Source organism: Cypionkella sinensis, assembly GCF_042646385.1.
Lineage (GTDB): Bacteria > Pseudomonadota > Alphaproteobacteria > Rhodobacterales > Rhodobacteraceae > Cypionkella > Cypionkella sinensis.
In genome coordinates this window covers 903,095-920,850 of sequence record NZ_JBHRTO010000001.1, presented here as the reverse complement: position 1 = coordinate 920,850, position 17,756 = coordinate 903,095, and the positions used below count along the sequence as shown (strand labels likewise).

Below are 17,756 nucleotides of genomic sequence, written 5' to 3'. Positions count from 1 at the left end.
ATCAAGAGGTTGCCATGACTGATCTGCTGATTGACCCCGGTGCGGCGCACGCGATTGCCGAGGGGCGTCATGGCGACCCATTTTCTGTTCTGGGATTGCACAAGCGCGGCGGCAAATGGGTTGTGCTGGGGTTTGATCCCGGTGCCGAACGGATGTTCGTATTGCCGGGAAAAGCCGGCAAGCCGGTCGAGGCAGTTGCGGTCAAAGGTGCGCCAGGGCTGTTTGTGGCCGAGCTTGCACGCAAATCCGACTATCGTTTGCGCTGGCAGGGCCATGGTGCGGAATGGGAATGTGAAGATCCGTTCGCTTTCGGTCCGGTGCTGGGCGAGTTGGACGAATATCTGCTGGGCGAGGGCAGCCACAAGCGGCTTTGGCAGGTGCTGGGCGCGCATGTGATCACGCATGAAGGGGTTTTGGGCACGCATTTCGCGGTCTGGGCGCCGAATGCGGAACGTGTCTCGGTGGTGGGCAACTTTAACCAATGGGATGGCCGCCGCCATCCGATGCGCCGTCGCGGCGGCACCGGGGTGTGGGAGACTTTCCTGCCCGCGATTGCCGAGGGCGAGGCTTACAAGTACGAAATTCGTGGCCCCGGTGGGGTTTTGCTGCCGCTGAAGGCCGATCCGGTTGGGTTTGGCTCGGAACACGCGCCGAAAAATGCCAGCGTTGTGCGGCAGATCGACAATCCGACCTGGCACGATGGCGACTGGATGGCATCGCGCGGTGCCAAGCAGACGATTGACGCGCCGATTTCGGTTTATGAGGTGCATCTGGGATCGTGGAAACGTGCGCCGGGCGACCGGATGCTGTCTTATACCGAGCTTGCCGAACAATTGGTCACATATGTTGCCGACATGGGCTTTACCCATATCGAGCTGATGCCGGTTTCCGAATATCCGTTCGATGGATCGTGGGGCTATCAGCCCGTCGGGTTGTTTGCGCCGACCATCCGCCACGGCACACCCAACGAGTTCCGCGCTTTCATGGATGCCGCACACCAGCGCGGCATTGGCGTACTACTGGATTGGGTGCCGGGGCATTTCCCGACCGATGCGCATGGGTTGGGGCGGTTTGACGGCACGGCTTTGTATGAACATCAAGACCCGCGCGAAGGCTTCCATCAGGATTGGAACACGCTGATCTACAACTACGGTCGGGTGGAGGTTTCGAACTTCCTTGTCTCTAACGCCCTGTATTGGCTGGAAGAATACCATCTGGACGGGCTGCGGGTGGACGCGGTGGCCTCGATGCTTTACCGCGATTACAGCCGCGAGGCGGGTCAGTGGGTGCCAAACAAAGACGGCGGGCGCGAGAATTACGAAGCGATTGCCGTGCTGCAAAACATGAACATCACGGCTTATGGCGAGGCGCAGGGCGTGATGACGGTGGCCGAGGAAAGCACGGCGTTTCCCGGCGTGTCGCGCCCGGTGAACCACGGTGGCCTAGGTTTCGGCTTTAAATGGAACATGGGGTGGATGAATGACACCCTGTCTTACATGCACAAAGACCCGATCTATCGCCGCTATCATCATCACCAGATGACCTTTGGGCTGCACTACGCTTGGTCGGAAAACTACATCCTGCCGATCAGCCATGACGAGGTTGTGCATGGCAAGGGCAGCATGTTGGAGAAGATGCCCGGCGATGGTGAACAGAAGTTCGCAAACCTGCGGGCTTACTATGGCTTCATGTGGGCGCATCCGGGCAAGAAGCTGTTGTTCATGGGCTGCGAATTCGCGCAAGGCCGCGAATGGAACCACAATCAAAGCCTTGATTGGCATCAGTTGGAGATCCCGGCGCATCAAGGCGTCCAGAACCTTGTCCGCGATCTGAACCGGGTTTACCGCGAGGTGGCGGCGCTGCATGTCAATGACACCCGGCCTGAGGGGTTTGAGTGGATTGAAAGCAACGATGCCGAAGCCGGGGTTTATGCTTGGGTGCGCAAGGGCCACGCGGGCGATCCGATGGTGGTGGCGCTGGTCAATATGACGCCGGTCGACCGGGCTTATCGGGTTGGTTTGCCTGCAGGCGGACATTGGACGGAAATTCTGAACACGGATGCTGCGGTTTACGGAGGAGGGAACCGTGGCAATCTGGGTGGCGTTGAGGCGGAAGCCATCCCGCATCATGGCCGCCCACACTCGGCCTCGGTCAATCTGCCGCCGTTGTCGGCGGTCTGGCTGCGGCAGGGTTGAAGATACAGTATAAAAGCGGGTGCAGGCCTGCGTAATGGGAGGACTAAGATGCAACCAAGACCCAATGCCCGTCTGTCGTCGCAGGCTATGGCTTTTGTTCTGGCAGGGGGGCGCGGCTCTCGGCTGAAAGAGCTGACAGACCGTCGTGCCAAGCCTGCGGTGTATTTTGGCGGCAAGACCCGGATCATCGACTTTGCCCTGTCGAATGCGCTGAACTCGGGCATCCGCAAAATGGCGATTGCCACGCAATACAAGGCGCATAGTCTGATCCGCCACATGCAGCGCGGCTGGGGGTTTTTCCGGGCCGAGCGGAATGAATATCTGGATATCTTGCCGGCGTCGCAGCGCGTGGATGAGAACAAATGGTATCTGGGCACCGCCGATGCTGTGGCGCAGAACATTGATATCGTTGATTCTTATGGCGTGAAATACATCGTCGTGCTGGCCGGTGATCACATCTACAAGATGGATTACGAGGTGATGCTGAAGCAGCATGTTGACAGCAAGGCCGATGTGACCATCGGCTGTCTGACCGTGCCGCGTATGGAGGCGACGGCGTTTGGGGTGATGCATGTCGACAAGGATATGCGCATCACCTCGTTTCTGGAAAAACCCGCCGATCCGCCGTCGATCCCCGGCGACCCGGAGCATGCTTTGGCGTCGATGGGGATTTACATTTTCGACTGGGCCTTCCTGCGTGATCTGTTGATCCGCGATATGGCGGATGACAATTCCAGCCATGATTTCGGCAATGATCTGATCCCCGAGATCGTGAAGAACGGCAAAGCGGTGGCGCATAAGTTCGCCGATTCTTGCGTGAAATCGGGGTTGGAGACAGAACCTTACTGGCGCGATGTGGGGACGATTGATGCGTTCTGGCAGGCCAATATCGATCTGACCGATTTTGTGCCAAAGCTGGATATCTACGATCAAAGCTGGCCGATCTGGACCTATTCGGAAATCCTGCCGCCCGCGAAGTTCATTCATGATGAGGAATCGCGGCGGGGCATGGCGGTGTCGTCGCTGGTGTCGGGCGATTGCATCGTGTCGGGGTCGGAGGTGCGCAACTCGCTGTTGTTCACCGGCTGCCGGACGCATTCGTTCAGCACGCTGGATTACGTGGTGGCCTTGCCGCAGGTGATCGTGAACCGCAATGCCGAGTTAAAGAATTGCGTGATCGACCGGGGGGTGATCATCCCCGACGGACTTGTGGTTGGGCAAGACCCGGAGGCGGATGCCAAGTGGTTCCGCCGCACTGACAATGGTATCGTGTTGATCACACAGGATATGCTTGACGCGCGGGCGCGGGCATTGTCCTGAAAGCGGCACTTGGGCTGAAAGGCTGGAGAGGGTCTCGACCCTCTCCAGACCTCTCCCGAGGATATTTGAGCAGAGAGGATGACCATGCAGGACGCGGCTGAAATTCGGGGGCGGGTGTTGTCTGTGGCATCGGAATGTGTGCCGATGATCAAGACGGGCGGTCTTGCGGATGTCGTGGGCGCTTTGCCGGGGGCTTTGGCCAAGGTTGGCTGGGATATGCGGGTGCTGATGCCGGCCTATCGCGCTTTGCGGCCGCGGTTGGACGATCTGGACGAGGTCTGGTCCGAGCAGAACCTTTTTGGCGGCGATGCGCGGGTTATGGCGGGGGAAATCGACGGCTTGCAGATGATGCTGCTGGATGCGCCGCATTTGTATGACCGTGAGGGCGGGCCGTATTCTGGCCCCGGTGGCGATTGGTTTGACAATGCGCGGCGGTTTGCGGCGCTGTCTTGGGTGGCAGCAAGGATGGCGCGCGATGGCATTGACGGCTGGAAGGCCGATATCCTGCACGCGCATGATTGGCAGGCTGGGTTTGCACCGGCCTATCTGTATTACGGCGGCTCGGGTGGCGTGGCTTCGGTGCTGACCATCCACAATATCGCGTTTCAAGGCTGGGCCCCGGCGCAGGCGCTGAACGATTTGCGGCTGCCTTATGATCAGTTTTACCCCGGCGCGTTGGAATATTATGGCGGGCTGTCGAGCCTGAAGGCGGGCTTGGTCTGCGCTGACCGCATCACCACGGTGTCGCCGAATTACGCCGCCGAGTTGATGCGGCCAGAGTTTGGCATGGGGCTGGAGGGCGTGATCGCGCAGCGCGGGGCGGCGGTGTCGGGCATCTTGAATGGGGTTGATACGGGGGTTTGGTCGCCAGCGGCGGAGCCTGTGCCGTATTCGCTGAAATCGTTGAAAGGCAAGGCCGCGAACCGGGCGGCGTTCTGTGCTGATGCGGGGCTGGATGTGCCGGGGCCGCTGGCGGTGCTGGTCAGCCGGTTGACCGACCAGAAGGGCATTGATCTGCTGGAGGCTTGTATCCCGGATTTCATCGCGGGTGGCGGCGGTCTGGCGATATTGGGGTCGGGCGACCCGCTGCTTGAGGCTGCCGTGCGCAGGCTGGAAGCGCGGTTTCCTGGCCGGGTTTCCGTCAAGATTGGCTATGATGAGGCTTACAGCCACCGACTGTTTGCGGCAGGCGATGCGGTGCTGGTGCCCAGCCGGTTCGAGCCTTGCGGGCTGACGCAGATGTATGGGCTGGCCTATGGCACGGTGCCTTTGGTCTCTGCCGTTGGTGGCTTGGCCGATACGGTGATCCATGCCAGCCCGGCGGCGCTGACGGCGGGGGTGGCGACGGGGATCGTGTTTCATCCGGTTGATGCGACAGGCTTCGGGCAGGCGCTGCGGCAGTTGTTGCAGCTTTATGCGAACAAGCCGGTTTGGACGCAGGTGCAGAAGAACGCGATGAAGCAGCCAGTGGGATGGGAGGCCTCTGCCGCCGCTTATGCCGCCCTTTATGCGGAAATGCTGGCGTGAGCCTGTCGGGTTACGCAACCTCTGCCGGGCGGCCTTGGCCGATGGGGGCGACGCTGACCGATGACGGCGTGAATTTTGCGGTGTTTTCCGCGCATGCCACCGCGATGGAGCTGTGTCTTTACTCGCCCGATGGTCGGCGTGAGCAGGCGCGCTTGCCGTTTGCCGACCGTGAAGGCGATGTCTGGCATCTGCATGTGGCGGGATTGTCGGCGGGGCAGCTTTACGGATTGCGCGCCTATGGCCTTTATGCGCCGGATGAGGGGCTGCGGTTCAATCCGCATAAACTGCTGATCGACCCTTACGCGCGCGGCTTGGCGGGGCGCTTGCGCTGGTCGGATGCGGTGATGGGCTACAAGATTGGCGCCTCACGCGGCGATGGCTCGTTTGATCCGCGCGACAGTGCCTTTGCGGTGCCGAAATCGGTGGTGGTGGACCCTGGCTTTCACTGGGGCAATGACCGCCCGCCGCTGATCCCGATGGCTGACACGGTGATTTACGAGGCGCATGTCAAAGCGCTGACCATGCGCCACCCCGGCATTCCGCAGGCAATGCGCGGCACCTATGCGGGCTTGGCGCATCCGGTGATGATTGAGCATTTCAAACGGCTTGGCGTCACCACGGTGGAGTTGCTGCCGGTGCAGGCCTATTTTGATGACCGCTTTCTGGTCGCCAAGGGGCTGCGCAACCATTGGGGCTATCAGACCATGGGCTTCTTTGCCCCCGAACAGCGCTATGGCACCGCAGCGCCTTTGCGCGAGATGCAGGCGATGGTGAAGGCGCTGCATGCGGCGGGGCTCGAGGTGGTGATGGATGTGGTTTACAACCACACCGGCGAGGGCGATGCTTGGGGGCCAACCCTGTCGTTCCGCGGCTTGGACAACACCAGCTATTACCGGCTTATTCAGGGCGGGCGGCATTATGCCAATGATGCAGGCACCGGCAACACGCTGGATCTGACCAACCCGGCGGTGCTGCGCATGGTGATGGATAGCCTGCGTTATTGGGTGCAAGAGGTGCATATCGACGGCTTCCGCTTTGATCTGTGTTCGGTGTTGGGGCGAGAGCCGAATGGCTTTGACCCACAGGGCGGATTCTTTGACGCTATGCGGCAAGATCCGGTGCTGGCGGGGGTGAAGCTGATTGCCGAGCCTTGGGACATTGGCCCCGGTGGCTATCAACTGGGGGCATACCCTGCGCCGTTCTCGGAATGGAACGACAAATACCGCGACGGGATGCGGCGGTTCTGGCGCAATGATGCGGGCCTGGCACCTGAGTTTTCGCGCAGGCTGCTGGGGTCTGCTGACAAGTTCGACCATGCGCGCCGCCCGGCGACATCTTCGGTGAATTTCATCACCTCGCATGATGGCTTCACGCTGGAAGACCTTGTCAGCTACACGATCAAGCGCAATCTGGCCAATGGCGAGGATAACCGCGACGGCCATGACGACAACCACGCCGACAATATGGGTGTCGAGGGGCCAAGCGCCGACCCTGCAATCCGCGCTGCCCGCGATCTGCGCAAGCGCAACCTGCTGGCCACATTGCTGCTGAGCCAAGGCACGCCGATGCTGCTGGCGGGGGATGAGTTGGGCCACAGCCAGGCGGGCAACAACAACGCCTATGCGCAGGACAACGATCTGACCCGGATTGATTGGGGCATGGCCGACAAGGCGCTGATCGCTTTTGTCGCCCGCCTGACCGCTTTGCGCAAAGCCCATCCGGTGCTGCGGCAAAAGCAGTTCCTGCATTCGCAAAAACGCCTGTCGGATGGCCTGCCCGATGTTATCTGGCGCAGGGCCGATGCGGCGATCCCCAGCCCGAACGATTGGCACGATCCCGCATTCCGCTGCATCGGGCTAGAGTTGCGTATGGCAGCGCAAGGCCCCGATCAGCCCGACGCTTTGTATGTGGTGTTCAACGGCGGGGGGGCTGTGGCACTGCGCCTGCCGGAAACTGCAGCGCAGTGGCGGCTGATCCTGGACACCACACGGCCCGACCTTGCGCCCGAATTGCATACCGCGCGGCTGGAAATGCCGCCGCAATCGATTTTCGTCTTTGAACCGCTGCTGACCGGAGGCTCCACATGACCACGATTTCCACTCAACCCATCGCGGGGCAAAAGCCCGGCACCTCTGGCCTGCGCAAGAAAACTCCGGTGTTCATGGGCAAGCACTATCTTGAGAATTTCGTGCAGGCGATTTTCGATGTGGTGGGCGCGCAGGGAAAGACCTTTGTTCTGGGCGGCGACGGGCGCTATTTCAACGATACCGCAGCACAGGTGATCTTGCGGATGGCGGCGGCGAATGGGGCGGCGCGCGTGATCATCGGGCAGGGCGCGATCCTGTCGACGCCTGCGGCCAGCCATCTGATCCGGTTGAACAAGACCGATGGCGGCATCATCATGTCGGCCTCGCACAACCCCGGCGGGCCGAATGAGGATTTCGGCGTCAAGTTCAACATGTCGAACGGCGGCCCGGCACCCGAGGGCGTGACCGAGGCTATGTACAAACGTACGACTGAAATCACCCAGTATCACACGCTGGAGACCGCCGATATTGACCTGTCGAAAATCGGCCGCACCGCTGTCGGGCAGATGATTGTCGATGTAGTTGATCCGGTTGCCGATTATGCCACGCTGATGGAAAGCCTGTTCGATTTTCCCGCCATCGCCGCGATGTTCAAGGGCGGTTTTCGGATGCGCATGGACAGCATGTGCGCGGTCACGGGCCCCTATGCCGTTGAAATTCTGGAGAAACGCTTGGGCGCTGCGGCGGGCACTTGTGTGAACGCAACGCCTTTGCCGGATTTCGGCGGTATGCATCCAGACCCGAACCCGACCTGGGCCAAGGCGCTGATGGACGAGATGTTCGGGGCAAATGCCCCGGATTTCGGTGCCGCCAGCGATGGCGACGGCGACCGCAACATGGTTGTGGGGGCGGGGGTTTATGTCTCGCCATCCGATAGCCTTGCGGTGCTGGCCGCCAACGCGCATCTGGCCCCCGGCTATAAAACTGGTCTGAAGGGTATCGCGCGTTCGATGCCGACCTCGGCGGCTGCGGACCGGGTTGCGGCGTCGCTGGGCATTGAAAGCTATGAGACCCCGACGGGCTGGAAGTTCTTCGGCAACTTGTTGGATGCGGGTCGTGCGACGATCTGCGGTGAGGAAAGTTTCGGCACTGGATCGGACCATGTGCGCGAGAAAGACGGGCTTTGGGCGATCCTGCTGTGGCTGAACATTCTGGCGGTGCGCAAGCAGTCGGTGGCGGCGATCTTGGCGGAGCATTGGGCAAAATTTGGCCGCAACTACTACAGCCGCCACGATTTTGAAGCGATTGCCAGCGACAAGGCAGATGCGATGATGGCCGCGCTGCGCGGCAGCCTCGCGGGCCTGCCCGGCAAAACGCTGGAGGGGCTGACGGTGCAGGCGGCGGATGATTTCGCTTATACCGATCCGGTCGACGGCTCGGTTTCCAAGGCGCAGGGCGTGCGGATTCTGTTCGCGGATGGCAGCCGCATCGTGCTGCGACTGTCGGGCACTGGCACCGAGGGGGCGACGCTGCGGCTTTATCTGGAACGCTATGCGGCGGGGCCGGACGGCCTTGACCTTGACCCGCAAGCGGCGCTCGCCCCGGTGATCCGTGCGGCACATACGCTGGCACAGATCGAGGCCTTCACCGGGCGTGTGGCGCCCGATGTGATTACCTGAGTCTGCAATGTCGGTTTCCGCTGCAAAGAGGCGGAAACTGACCTTCAACAGTCGGAGTTGACCGCGACCCCAGCCCCAATCGGCGCATCCTTGACACAGGTGTCGAGGGAGGAAACCATGACGGTTCAGGGCGTGCGATCGGGGCGGCAAGCGCGGCAGGTCGAGCGGGCGAAAAAGGGCGGCGGCATCGGGCGGCCTTATATTGTGCGCAATATTCCAACCTATGACGTGCTGTCAGAGGAAAATCTGCTGAAGGTGGAACATGCCGCCGACCGGATTTTGGCAGAAACCGGCATCGAATTTCGCGACGATGCTGTGGCCTTGGACCACTGGAAGCGAGCCGGGGCAAAGGTCGATGGCCTGCTGGTGAAGTTTGAGCCGGGGATGCTGCGCGAAATCCTGAAATCGGCACCGAATGAGTTCACCCAACACGCCCGCAACCCCGCCAATTCGGTGCGGATCGGCGGCAAGAACGTGGTGTTCGCGCCCGCCTATGGCAGCCCTTTTGTGATGGATCTGGACCGGGGGCGGCGGTTTGGCACGCTGGAAGATTTCCAGAATTTCATCAAGCTCGCGCAATCCAGCCCGAATTTCCACCATTCCGGCGGCACGATCTGCGAGCCGACCGATATTCCGGTGAACAAGCGGCATCTGGATATGGTGATGGCGCATCTGACGCTGTCGGATCGGCCCTATATGGGATCGGTGACATCCGAGGAGCGCGCCGAAGACAGTATCGAGATGAGCCGGATCGTCTTTGGCCGGGAGTTTGTGAATGATAACTGCGTTATTCTTGGCAATGTGAACGTCAACTCGCCCTTGGTCTGGGACGGCACCATGACCAACGCTCTGCGGGCCTATGCGCGGGCCAATCAGGCGGCGGTGGTGGTGCCGTTCATCCTGGGCGGAGCGATGGGGCCGGTGACGTCTGCGGGCGGGATCGCGCAATCTTTGGCCGAGACGATGGCAGGGTGTGCCTTGACCCAGTTGGAACGTAAGGGCGCGCCGGTGATTTTCGGCAATTTCCTGTCCTCGATGAGCCTGCGGTCGGGCAGCCCCACGTTTGGGACGCCGGAGCCTGCGATTGGCAGCATGGTGATCGGGCAGTTGGCGCGGCGGCTGGGGTTGCCGCTGCGGTGTTCGGGGAATTTTACCACCTCTAAACTGCCCGATGCGCAGGCGATGATGGAGGGGACGATGTCGATGTTGGCGGCGATCCATTGCGGGGCCAATTTTATCCTGCACTCGGCAGGGTTCCTTGATGGCTTGCTGAGCATGTCTTACGAGAAATTCATGCTGGACGCTGACCTGTGCGGTAGCCTGCATTCCTATCTGGACGGCATCAAGATCGACGACGATCAGTTGGCGGTGGAGGCCTTTGCGGAAGTGGGGCCGGGCAATCATTTCTTTGGCTGCTCGCACACGATGGCCCATTATGAGACCGCGTTCTGGGACAGTGATTTGTCGGATAACGAGCCGTTTGAAAAATGGGAGGCGGCGGGGTCGCATGATGCGGCGTATCGGGCCAACAAGCTGTGGAAAAAGCGGCTGGCGGAATATGAGGCACCGGCCTTCGATGCTGGAATTGCCCAAGGCTTGAGGGAGTTTGTCGAGGCCAAGAAAGCCTCGATGGGGGATGCCTGGTACTGAGGTCCCAACGCGGGACCAAAAAAGGTCAAGCGTTATCAAGCGCTTGACCTTAGCATTTTAAGAAAAAATTAACACTTTTGCCGCGGCGGGCGATTTCTGGCACAGAAATCGGGCCGGAAAACGCATCGTTTTCCGCCTAGCCGCGCAGACCGGTTTCTTGCAGGATGCCCATCCGTTTGGCCTCGTAATAATAGCCCTTGGAATACCACATCATCGCGCGGTCTTCGTTGCCACGCGACACGAGCCAAGCGCCGCGCAGGTATTTTCCGGCGTAATGCAGGTTGGTTTCGGCATCCAGCAAACCCTCGGCCGGGCCGCGATAGCCCATTGTGGCGGCGGTGCGGGGATGGATCTGCAACAGGCCGTAATAGGGGCCGTTGCGCGCGCCGGCATTATAGCCGCTTTCCTTGCGGATTTGCCGGTGGAGCAGGCTTTCGGGTATGCCGTGAATCTTCGCCCATTTCGCGATCAGCGCGTGCATTTGTGGCGTATCGCCGGTGGCGCGCTCGGGCGTTTTCGGCGGCTTTGGGCTGCCGCAGGCGGCGAGCGTCAGGGCGCTGAGGCTTAACGACAACAGGGCGCGGCGCGAGAGCGGCATCAGGTTCCTCCGGGTTTTTGGCGTGATAGCGAGGCGTGAGTGGTCTGGAAAGACCCATCACCCAGCATCGGCGGGAAAATGCGCCACGGGCTTGCGATATTGCCTAAATCTTGGCCGCAGGGCGCCCGTGGCGCTGCTGTCATTCTGTTGTGATCAAGACCGGGCAGCTTGCCGCATATCTTGGGCTTGAACTTGGCAAATCGCCAGATATGGTTGTGCCCAAGGCGACTGCACCCTGTTGACGACTGTTGAAATACGGAGTCTCTTGCGGAATGGACGGCGATTTCAGAACTCAGTTTACCCGCGACCCGGCGAGCTTGAAGCATTTTCCGGCGTTGGTGTTGAATGCGGATTTCCGACCCTTAAGCTATTACCCGCTGTCGCTGTGGCCCTGGCAAGAGGCGATCAAGGCGGCGGTGCTGGACCGGGTGCAGATATTGGCCGAATATGACCATGTGGTGCGCAGCCAACGACAAGAGTTTCGCATACCTTCCGTCGTGGTGCTGAAAGACTATGTAAGACCTCAAAAGCGCGTGGCCTTCACGCGCTTTAATCTTTTTCTGCGCGACGAATTCTGCTGCCAGTATTGCGGCGCCAAAGGCGATCTAACCTTTGACCATGTGGTGCCGCGTTGCCGGGGCGGGGTGACAAGCTGGCAGAATGTGGTGGCGGCCTGTTCGCCCTGCAATCTGCGCAAAGGCTCACGGTCGTTGAAGCAGGCTGGGCTGCATCTGGCGCGCGCGCCAAAGATGCCCACCGCGGATGAGATGCAGGCGCATGGCCGGCGCTTTCCTCCGAACCATCTGCACGATAGCTGGATGGATTATCTGTATTGGGATGCCGAACTCGACGCTTGATTGGTTAACTGCTTGTCATAGTGTTTAATTTCCTGTCATAAAACTGTTACAAACAGACAGGAAACCCGATGGCTATTGCCCTTACCGCCGCTGCCCTGAATATGACCGTGGCTTTGGCCTGCGGCGCCCTGATCGGATCAGAGCGACAGGTGCGGCAGCGGATGGCGGGGCTGCGCACCAATGCGCTGGTGGCTTTGGGGGCTGCGGGCTTTGTGGTGTTCAGCCAGTTGGTTGAGCATGACGCCAGCCCCAGCCGGGTGGCGGCGCAGGTGGTTTCGGGCATCGGTTTTCTAGGCGCGGGCATCATCTTTCGCGATGGTTTCAACGTGCATGGGCTGAACACGGCGGCGACGTTGTGGTGTTCGGCGGGGATCGGTTTGCTGGCGGGCGTGGGGGCTTGGCCGTTTGCGCTGGTGCTGACCGGGCTTGTGGTGTTCGTGAACCTTGGGTTGCGGCCCTTGGTGAAGTTTCTCAAACGCCACACCAAAGCGGGGGTGCCGGTGACGCGGTCATACCGCGTGCTGCTGGCCTGCGCCGCCGAGGACGAGGCATCCATGAGGGCGCTGTTGTTGCGCGGCCTTGCGGTCGGCGGTTTGCATTTGCAAGAAATCAGCCTGCGCACACAGGACGATGGCATAGAGATTGCGGCGCTGGTGGGTGGTGAAGACGGGCCGGAACATGCGGTTGAGCAGGCGGTGCAGCGGCTGGCCGCAGAGACTGGCGTGGTGCGGGTGCGCTGGATGGCCGCCGACGAGGTGTGATTTGGCGTGCTGCCATGCAGCAATGGCTTTCAGCCGAGGTGCAAGCAGTGCTAGACTTGTGGCAGTCGCGGCGCTAAAAGGGCGTCGTTAGCGCTAACAGCGCTTCTGATCTGGCCCAAGCTGCGAGGTAAGCCAATGGTTTCGCGTGTCATCCCGGTAGATGCCTTTGATCTGGTGATTTTTGGCGGCACGGGCGATTTGGCCAAGCGCAAGATCTTGCCAGGTCTTTATCGCCGTTTCCTTGCCGGGCAGATGACCGAAAACAGCCGGATCATCGGGGCGGCGCGGGCCGATCTGAACGACGAATCGTTCCGTGCGCTGGTGGCCGAGGCGATTGCCGAGTTTGTGCCGAAGGACCGTCAGGATGCGAAGGTGGTGGCGCAGTTTCTTGACAAGATCGGCTATGTCTCGATTGATGCCGTGGGTGAGGGTGGTTGGTCCAAGCTGAAGGGGCTGATGCGCGAGAACGTGGTGCGGGCGTTCTATTTCTCGGTCGCGCCCAGCCTGTTTGGCGATCTGGCCGAGCGGTTGCATCTGCACGAGATCGCCGATGCCTGGAGCCGGATCGTGGTGGAAAAGCCGTTTGGGCGTGATCTGGCCTCGGCCAAGGCGCTGAATGCGGTGCTGGCCAAGCATTTCGCCGAGACGCAGATTTACCGGATTGACCATTATTTGGGTAAGGAAACCGTGCAGAACCTGATGGCGGTGCGGTTCGCCAATATCCTGTTTGAGCCTTTGTGGAAGGCCGAATACGTTGATCACGTGCAAATCACCGTGGCCGAGACGGTCAGTGTCGATGGCCGGGGGGCTTATTACGACAAATCGGGGGCGATGCGGGATATGGTGCAGAACCATATGATGCAGCTTTTGTGTCTGATCGCGATGGAGCCGCCGTATCATTTCGACCCCGATGCGGTGCGCGATGAAAAGCTGAAGGTGATCCGGGCGCTGGACCCGGTGAAGCCGGAGCATATCGTGCGCGGGCAGTATCTGGCGGGAGGCGGTGAGGGCTCTTACGTCGAGCATTCGGAAAATCCGGCCAGCAAGACTGAAAGCTATATCGCGCTGAAGGTGAATGTGTCGAACTGGCGCTGGCAGGGCACGCCGTTCTATTTGCGCACCGGCAAACGCTTGCGGGCGCGGGCGTCGGAAATTGCGATCACCTTCAAAGAGCCGCCGCATTCGATCTTTGACGATGCCTCGGGCTGGAAGGAAAACGTGCTGGTGATACGGTTGCAGCCGAATGAGGGCATGGAACTGCAGGTGATGATCAAGGAACCGGGGCCGGGGGGCATGCGTTTGATGCAGGTGCCGCTGGACATGAGTTTCGCAGCGGCTTTGGGTGATGAGGCCGAGGATGTGCCAGACGCATATGAGCGGCTTATCATGGATGTGATCCGGGGCAACCAGACCCTGTTCATGCGCGGAGATGAGGTTGAGGCCGCCTGGGCCTGGACCGATCCGCTGATTGACGGTTGGGAAGCGCGGGGCGACAAGCCGCAGGGTTATGATCCGGGATCAAGTGGACCAGAGGATGCTTTGATGTTGATGCACCGCGATGGGCGACGTTGGCGTGAGATCAAGGGATGAATTTTATCTCATACCCTGACCGCGAATTCATGATGCTGGATGTGGCGGGCAAGATTGCCTCGCAGCTTTCGGAAGAACTGAGCATGTATGGCCGGGCCTCACTGTCGGTGCCGGGTGGCACCACGCCGGGGCCGATCTTTGACATTCTGGCGGGGGTGAACCTCGATTGGGCGAATGTCGCGGTGATGCTGAATGACGAGCGTTGGGTGGGCGAGGATAGCCCACGGTCGAACACGCGGCTGCTGAAAGAGCGGTTGCTGGTCGAAAAGGCCCGTGCGGCGCAGCTTATCCCGCTTTATGCAGCGGCGGAAGAGCCAGAAGCGATGCTGGAAACGCTGTCGGAAGCGATCACACCGCATCTGCCCCTGACGGTTTTGCTGCTGGGTATGGGTGCGGATATGCACACCGCCAGCCTGTTTCCGGGGGCCGATTTGCTGGCCGAGGCGCTGGCGCCTGATGCGCCGGTGCTGATGGCGCTGCGGGCTGAGGCTGCCGGAGAGCCGCGCATCACCCTGACAGCGCGGGTGTTGGCGGAAGCGAAGAATATCCACATCCTGATCACCGGGCCGGAAAAACGCGCGGCGATCGAGGCTGCGGCAAATCTGTCTGCGCTGGAGGCTCCTGTGCGGGTGGTGTTGGATAATGCAACTGTTCACTGGTCGGAGTAGGTCATGTCGGAAAAATGGCAAGCATTGCGGGATCATGCGCTGAGCGTGGCACGGCGGCCGATCCTGTCGCTGTTCGAGGACAAGGGCAGGGCCGCGGCGTTCAGCGTTGATGCCGGAGGCGCGCGGCTGGATTACTCCAAGACCAATATCGACGAGCAAGCCAAGGCGATGCTACTGACGCTGGCCGAGGTTTCGGGCGTGGCGGAAAAGCGCGCGGCGATGTTTGGTGGTGAGAAGATCAACGATACCGAGGGCCGTGCGGTTTTGCACACCGCGCTGCGCGGAGGCATCGAGGCCAAGGTGATGTGCGACGGTGTCGATGTGATGCCGGAAATCCGCAAGACCAAGGCGCGGATGGCGATTTTCGCGCGTGAGGTGCGCACGGGCAAGTTTACCGGGCAGGGCGGCAAGATCACCGATGTGATCAATATAGGCATTGGCGGATCGGACCTTGGGCCAGCCATGGTGACTTTGGCGCTGGCCCCCTATCATGACGGGCCGCGCGTGCATTACGTCAGCAATGTCGATGGGGCGCATATTGCCGATGTGGTGCGGGGTCTGAACCCGGAAACCACTTTGGTGATCGTGGCCTCAAAAACCTTCACCACCATTGAGACCATGACCAACGCCGAAACCGCGCGGGCGTGGATGGCAGAAAAGGTCAACAACCCGGCGGCGCAGTTTGCAGCCGTCTCGACCGCGGCCGACAAGACGGCGGCCTTTGGCATCGATTCTGCGCGGGTGTTCGGCTTTGAAGATTGGGTCGGCGGGCGCTATTCCGTCTGGGGGCCGATTGGTCTGGCGGTGATGCTGGCGGTGGGTCCAGAGGCGTTTGAAGATTTCCTCGCCGGTGGCCGCGCCATGGACGAGCATTTTCTGGCCGCACCTTTTGCGCAGAATATGCCGGTGTTGCTGGCCTTGGTCGGCATCTGGCACAACCAGATCTGCGGCTATGCCAGCCGTGCGGTTTTGCCCTATGATCAACGGCTTAGCCGCTTGCCTGCTTACCTTCAGCAGTTGGAAATGGAAAGCAACGGCAAGTCGGTGGCGATGGATGGCAGCGATCTGCCGACCCATTCCGGCCCGGTGGTCTGGGGCGAGCCGGGCACCAACGGCCAGCACGCGTTCTATCAGTTGATCCACCAAGGCACCCGCGTGGTGCCTTGCGAATTCATGGTGGCCAAAGCTGGGCATGAGGCCGATCTGGCGCATCAGCATCTGCTGTTGGTGTCGAATTGCCTTGCGCAATCCGAGGCACTGATGCGCGGGCGCAGCCTGAATGAAGCCCGCGCGATCATGGAGAAAAAGGGCGCTGTCGGCGATGAGCTGGAGCGTCAGGCCCGCCATCGAGTGTTCCCCGGCAACCGGCCGTCGACCACGCTGGTTTATCCAAAGCTGACGCCGTTTGTGCTGGGCCAGATCATCGCGCTTTACGAACACCGGGTGTTTGTCGAAGGCGTTATTCTGGGGCTGAATTCGTTCGACCAATGGGGCGTGGAGTTGGGCAAGGAACTGGCTTTGGCGTTGCAGCCGATCCTTGAGGGCGGCGATGCCAGTGGCAAGGATGGTTCGACGCAGGCGCTTGTGGATTATCTGCGCGGCTGAGAGCAGCCCGGAGGGTGAGCCCGGAATGGGCGAGGGGGGCTGGAGAGCCCCCCTCTTTTTTCACTTCAGCGCAGCGGTGACGATGATTTCCACCAGATAGTCGGGGGTTGCCAGCTTGGCCTCACCCGTGGCGCGGGCCGGAGTGTGGCCAGCAGGAACCCAAGCGTCCCAAACGGCGTTCATCTCGCCAAAGCTTGCCATATCGGCCAGCCAGATTTGCGTCGACAGGATGCGGGTCTTGTCGGTGCCAGCCTCGGCCAGAATCCGGTCAACCTCGGCCAGACAATCCTTGGTCTGCTGGGTGACGCTGGCACCCGGCGTGCCGACCTGGCCTGCCAGCCAGACGATGCCGTTATAGGCCACCGCTTCGGACATCCGCGCGCCGACGCCAATACGTTTGATCTCGCTCATGATCTTCCCTTTCCTGAAAGCTGCTGATTGCTAACGCAGAGCGGGCGCAAGGGAAAGGGGGAGGCCGGGCGCTTAACCGCGCGTGCGGCTGCAAATCGCGGTGCGGCGTGGCGCGGTGCGTTGCGCGCGCGCGCGGGATGGCTTAGGACAACCAAGCCCGACGTTTCATTGCCCGGAAAGGAAAGCCCATGCCCGCACGCACCCTTGGCCTGATTGCTCTGCTTGGCCTTTCGGCTTGCGGTTCCAGCAGCGAGATGCAGCTTTATCCCACCGCAGGGCCACTTGCGAAAGAAACGCCGCCGCCGGTGATCCATGCCACGGCTGATACGACCGAGGGCACTTCGGGCGCGTTGCGGTTCCGGCTGGCGGGTCGGACGAAATGCAGCGGCACTTGGTCGGCGCTGGCACCGAAAGTGGTCTCGAAAACCCGCGGCGTATCGTTGACCCTGCGCGGCGGTCCGGGCGGCAAGTTTGACAACAGCGTGGAATCGGTGGGCGGCATCAACACCGGTGAGATCTATGCCGTCTGCAAGGATGGCACCGTGGTCAAGGGCACCTTCGTGATGGGCTCCAGCACCACCAGCGGCACCGGCGAGGCCACGGATACGCGCGGCAATACCTATAAGCTGTTGTTCTGAAACGGCCAAAGGCCATGGCAGATCTGATCCGCAGTCGCCAAGTTGAGGCAAGCCACCTCGGATCGCATCCGTGGTAGCTGTGGCTTGCAACCAAGCGTCAGCGCCGGTTGCCGCGCATAGGAACACAAAAGGTGATTGGAGCGGGTGAAGGGAATCGAACCCTCGTATTCAGCTTGGGAAGCTGCTGCTCTACCATTGAGCTACACCCGCATGGGCCTTCAGGTATGCCA

The 17,756-nt window shown here is 60.9% G+C and carries 14 protein-coding genes and 1 tRNA gene; 12 read left to right on the top strand and 3 right to left on the bottom strand.

What is annotated here, in order from left to right:
- The first annotated feature begins 14 nt into the window (after nt 1-14).
- The 6 genes from glgB (at nt 15) to ACFOGH_RS04555 (ending at nt 10,398) form a co-directional block, all read left to right on the top strand.
- Complete coding sequence (gene glgB, locus ACFOGH_RS04580) at nt 15-2,195, top strand: 1,4-alpha-glucan branching protein GlgB (RefSeq protein WP_380071886.1); 2,181 nt, start codon at nt 15-17, stop codon at nt 2,193-2,195.
- A 48-nt stretch (nt 2,196-2,243) separates the two neighbouring features.
- Nucleotides 2,244-3,515 (top strand): glucose-1-phosphate adenylyltransferase, encoded by a 1,272-nt coding sequence (glgC, locus tag ACFOGH_RS04575; RefSeq protein ID WP_380071885.1) that lies wholly within the window; start codon nt 2,244-2,246, stop codon nt 3,513-3,515.
- Nucleotides 3,516-3,593: 78 nt separating this feature from the next.
- The gene (glgA, locus tag ACFOGH_RS04570) at nt 3,594-5,042 is read left to right on the top strand and encodes a glycogen synthase GlgA (RefSeq protein ID WP_380071883.1); all 1,449 of its coding nucleotides are present in this window, start codon (nt 3,594-3,596) and stop codon (nt 5,040-5,042) included.
- A 2-nt stretch (nt 5,043-5,044) separates the two neighbouring features.
- A complete protein-coding gene (gene glgX / locus ACFOGH_RS04565) occupies nt 5,045-7,129 on the top strand; it encodes a glycogen debranching protein GlgX (RefSeq protein ID WP_380073966.1) in 2,085 nt (694 codons plus the stop codon).
- Entirely contained in the window at nt 7,126-8,748 is a 1,623-nt protein-coding gene (locus ACFOGH_RS04560; protein WP_380071882.1) for an alpha-D-glucose phosphate-specific phosphoglucomutase, read from the top strand. The genes glgX and ACFOGH_RS04560 overlap by 4 nt, the downstream gene beginning before the upstream one ends.
- A gap of 117 nt (nt 8,749-8,865) precedes the next feature.
- Nucleotides 8,866-10,398, top strand: coding sequence for a trimethylamine methyltransferase family protein (locus tag ACFOGH_RS04555; protein WP_380071881.1), 1,533 nt, complete (start codon nt 8,866-8,868; stop codon nt 10,396-10,398).
- A 136-nt stretch (nt 10,399-10,534) separates the two neighbouring features.
- On the opposite strand, the gene ACFOGH_RS04550 is transcribed toward ACFOGH_RS04555, so the two are convergent.
- Nucleotides 10,535-10,996: a transglycosylase SLT domain-containing protein gene (locus ACFOGH_RS04550; RefSeq protein ID WP_380071880.1), complete on the bottom strand. Its 462-nt coding sequence runs from the start codon at nt 10,994-10,996 to the stop codon at nt 10,535-10,537.
- Nucleotides 10,997-11,268: 272 nt separating this feature from the next.
- On the opposite strand from ACFOGH_RS04550, the gene ACFOGH_RS04545 reads away from it, so the two are divergent.
- The 5 genes from ACFOGH_RS04545 to pgi all read left to right on the top strand — a co-directional run bounded on the left by ACFOGH_RS04545 (nt 11,269) and on the right by pgi (nt 16,477).
- Entirely contained in the window at nt 11,269-11,853 is a 585-nt protein-coding gene (locus tag ACFOGH_RS04545) for an HNH endonuclease (RefSeq protein WP_380071879.1), read from the top strand.
- 68 nt (nt 11,854-11,921) lie between these two features.
- The gene (locus ACFOGH_RS04540) at nt 11,922-12,614 is read left to right on the top strand and encodes an MgtC/SapB family protein (RefSeq protein ID WP_380071878.1); all 693 of its coding nucleotides are present in this window, start codon (nt 11,922-11,924) and stop codon (nt 12,612-12,614) included.
- Between the two features lie 135 nt (nt 12,615-12,749).
- Nucleotides 12,750-14,204 carry a glucose-6-phosphate dehydrogenase gene (gene zwf, locus ACFOGH_RS04535; RefSeq protein ID WP_380071877.1) on the top strand — a complete coding sequence of 485 codons (1,455 nt, stop codon included), beginning with the start codon at nt 12,750-12,752 and terminating at the stop codon, nt 14,202-14,204.
- Complete coding sequence (gene pgl, locus ACFOGH_RS04530; RefSeq protein WP_380071876.1) at nt 14,201-14,872, top strand: 6-phosphogluconolactonase; 672 nt, start codon at nt 14,201-14,203, stop codon at nt 14,870-14,872. The genes zwf and pgl overlap by 4 nt, the downstream gene beginning before the upstream one ends.
- Nucleotides 14,873-14,875: 3 nt before the next feature.
- Nucleotides 14,876-16,477 carry a glucose-6-phosphate isomerase gene (pgi, locus tag ACFOGH_RS04525; protein ID WP_380071875.1) on the top strand — a complete coding sequence of 534 codons (1,602 nt, stop codon included), beginning with the start codon at nt 14,876-14,878 and terminating at the stop codon, nt 16,475-16,477.
- Nucleotides 16,478-16,537: 60 nt separating this feature from the next.
- On the opposite strand, the gene ACFOGH_RS04520 is transcribed toward pgi, so the two are convergent.
- The gene (locus tag ACFOGH_RS04520; RefSeq protein WP_380071874.1) at nt 16,538-16,888 is read right to left on the bottom strand and encodes a RidA family protein; all 351 of its coding nucleotides are present in this window, start codon (nt 16,886-16,888) and stop codon (nt 16,538-16,540) included.
- Nucleotides 16,889-17,076: 188 nt separating this feature from the next.
- On the opposite strand from ACFOGH_RS04520, the gene ACFOGH_RS04515 reads away from it, so the two are divergent.
- The gene (locus ACFOGH_RS04515) at nt 17,077-17,526 is read left to right on the top strand and encodes a hypothetical protein (RefSeq protein WP_380071873.1); all 450 of its coding nucleotides are present in this window, start codon (nt 17,077-17,079) and stop codon (nt 17,524-17,526) included.
- 136 nt (nt 17,527-17,662) lie between these two features.
- Here ACFOGH_RS04515 and ACFOGH_RS04510 read toward each other — a convergent pair.
- A tRNA-Gly gene (locus ACFOGH_RS04510) sits at nt 17,663-17,736 on the bottom strand.
- Between the last annotated feature and the right edge of the window lie 20 nt (nt 17,737-17,756).

Coding starts and splice junctions, on each gene's coding strand:
- zwf (WP_380071877.1), top strand. CDS start 12,750: ATGGTTTCGCGTGTCATCCCGGTAGATGCCTTTGATCTGGTGATTTTT.
- pgi (WP_380071875.1), top strand. CDS start 14,876: ATGTCGGAAAAATGGCAAGCATTGCGGGATCATGCGCTGAGCGTGGCA.
- ACFOGH_RS04560 (WP_380071882.1), top strand. CDS start 7,126: ATGACCACGATTTCCACTCAACCCATCGCGGGGCAAAAGCCCGGCACC.
- ACFOGH_RS04540 (WP_380071878.1), top strand. CDS start 11,922: ATGGCTATTGCCCTTACCGCCGCTGCCCTGAATATGACCGTGGCTTTG.
- pgl (WP_380071876.1), top strand. CDS start 14,201: ATGAATTTTATCTCATACCCTGACCGCGAATTCATGATGCTGGATGTG.
- glgA (WP_380071883.1), top strand. CDS start 3,594: ATGACCATGCAGGACGCGGCTGAAATTCGGGGGCGGGTGTTGTCTGTG.
- ACFOGH_RS04545 (WP_380071879.1), top strand. CDS start 11,269: ATGGACGGCGATTTCAGAACTCAGTTTACCCGCGACCCGGCGAGCTTG.
- ACFOGH_RS04555 (WP_380071881.1), top strand. CDS start 8,866: ATGACGGTTCAGGGCGTGCGATCGGGGCGGCAAGCGCGGCAGGTCGAG.
- ACFOGH_RS04520 (WP_380071874.1), bottom strand. CDS start 16,888: ATGAGCGAGATCAAACGTATTGGCGTCGGCGCGCGGATGTCCGAAGCG.
- glgC (WP_380071885.1), top strand. CDS start 2,244: ATGCAACCAAGACCCAATGCCCGTCTGTCGTCGCAGGCTATGGCTTTT.
- glgB (WP_380071886.1), top strand. CDS start 15: ATGACTGATCTGCTGATTGACCCCGGTGCGGCGCACGCGATTGCCGAG.
- ACFOGH_RS04515 (WP_380071873.1), top strand. CDS start 17,077: ATGCCCGCACGCACCCTTGGCCTGATTGCTCTGCTTGGCCTTTCGGCT.
- ACFOGH_RS04550 (WP_380071880.1), bottom strand. CDS start 10,996: ATGCCGCTCTCGCGCCGCGCCCTGTTGTCGTTAAGCCTCAGCGCCCTG.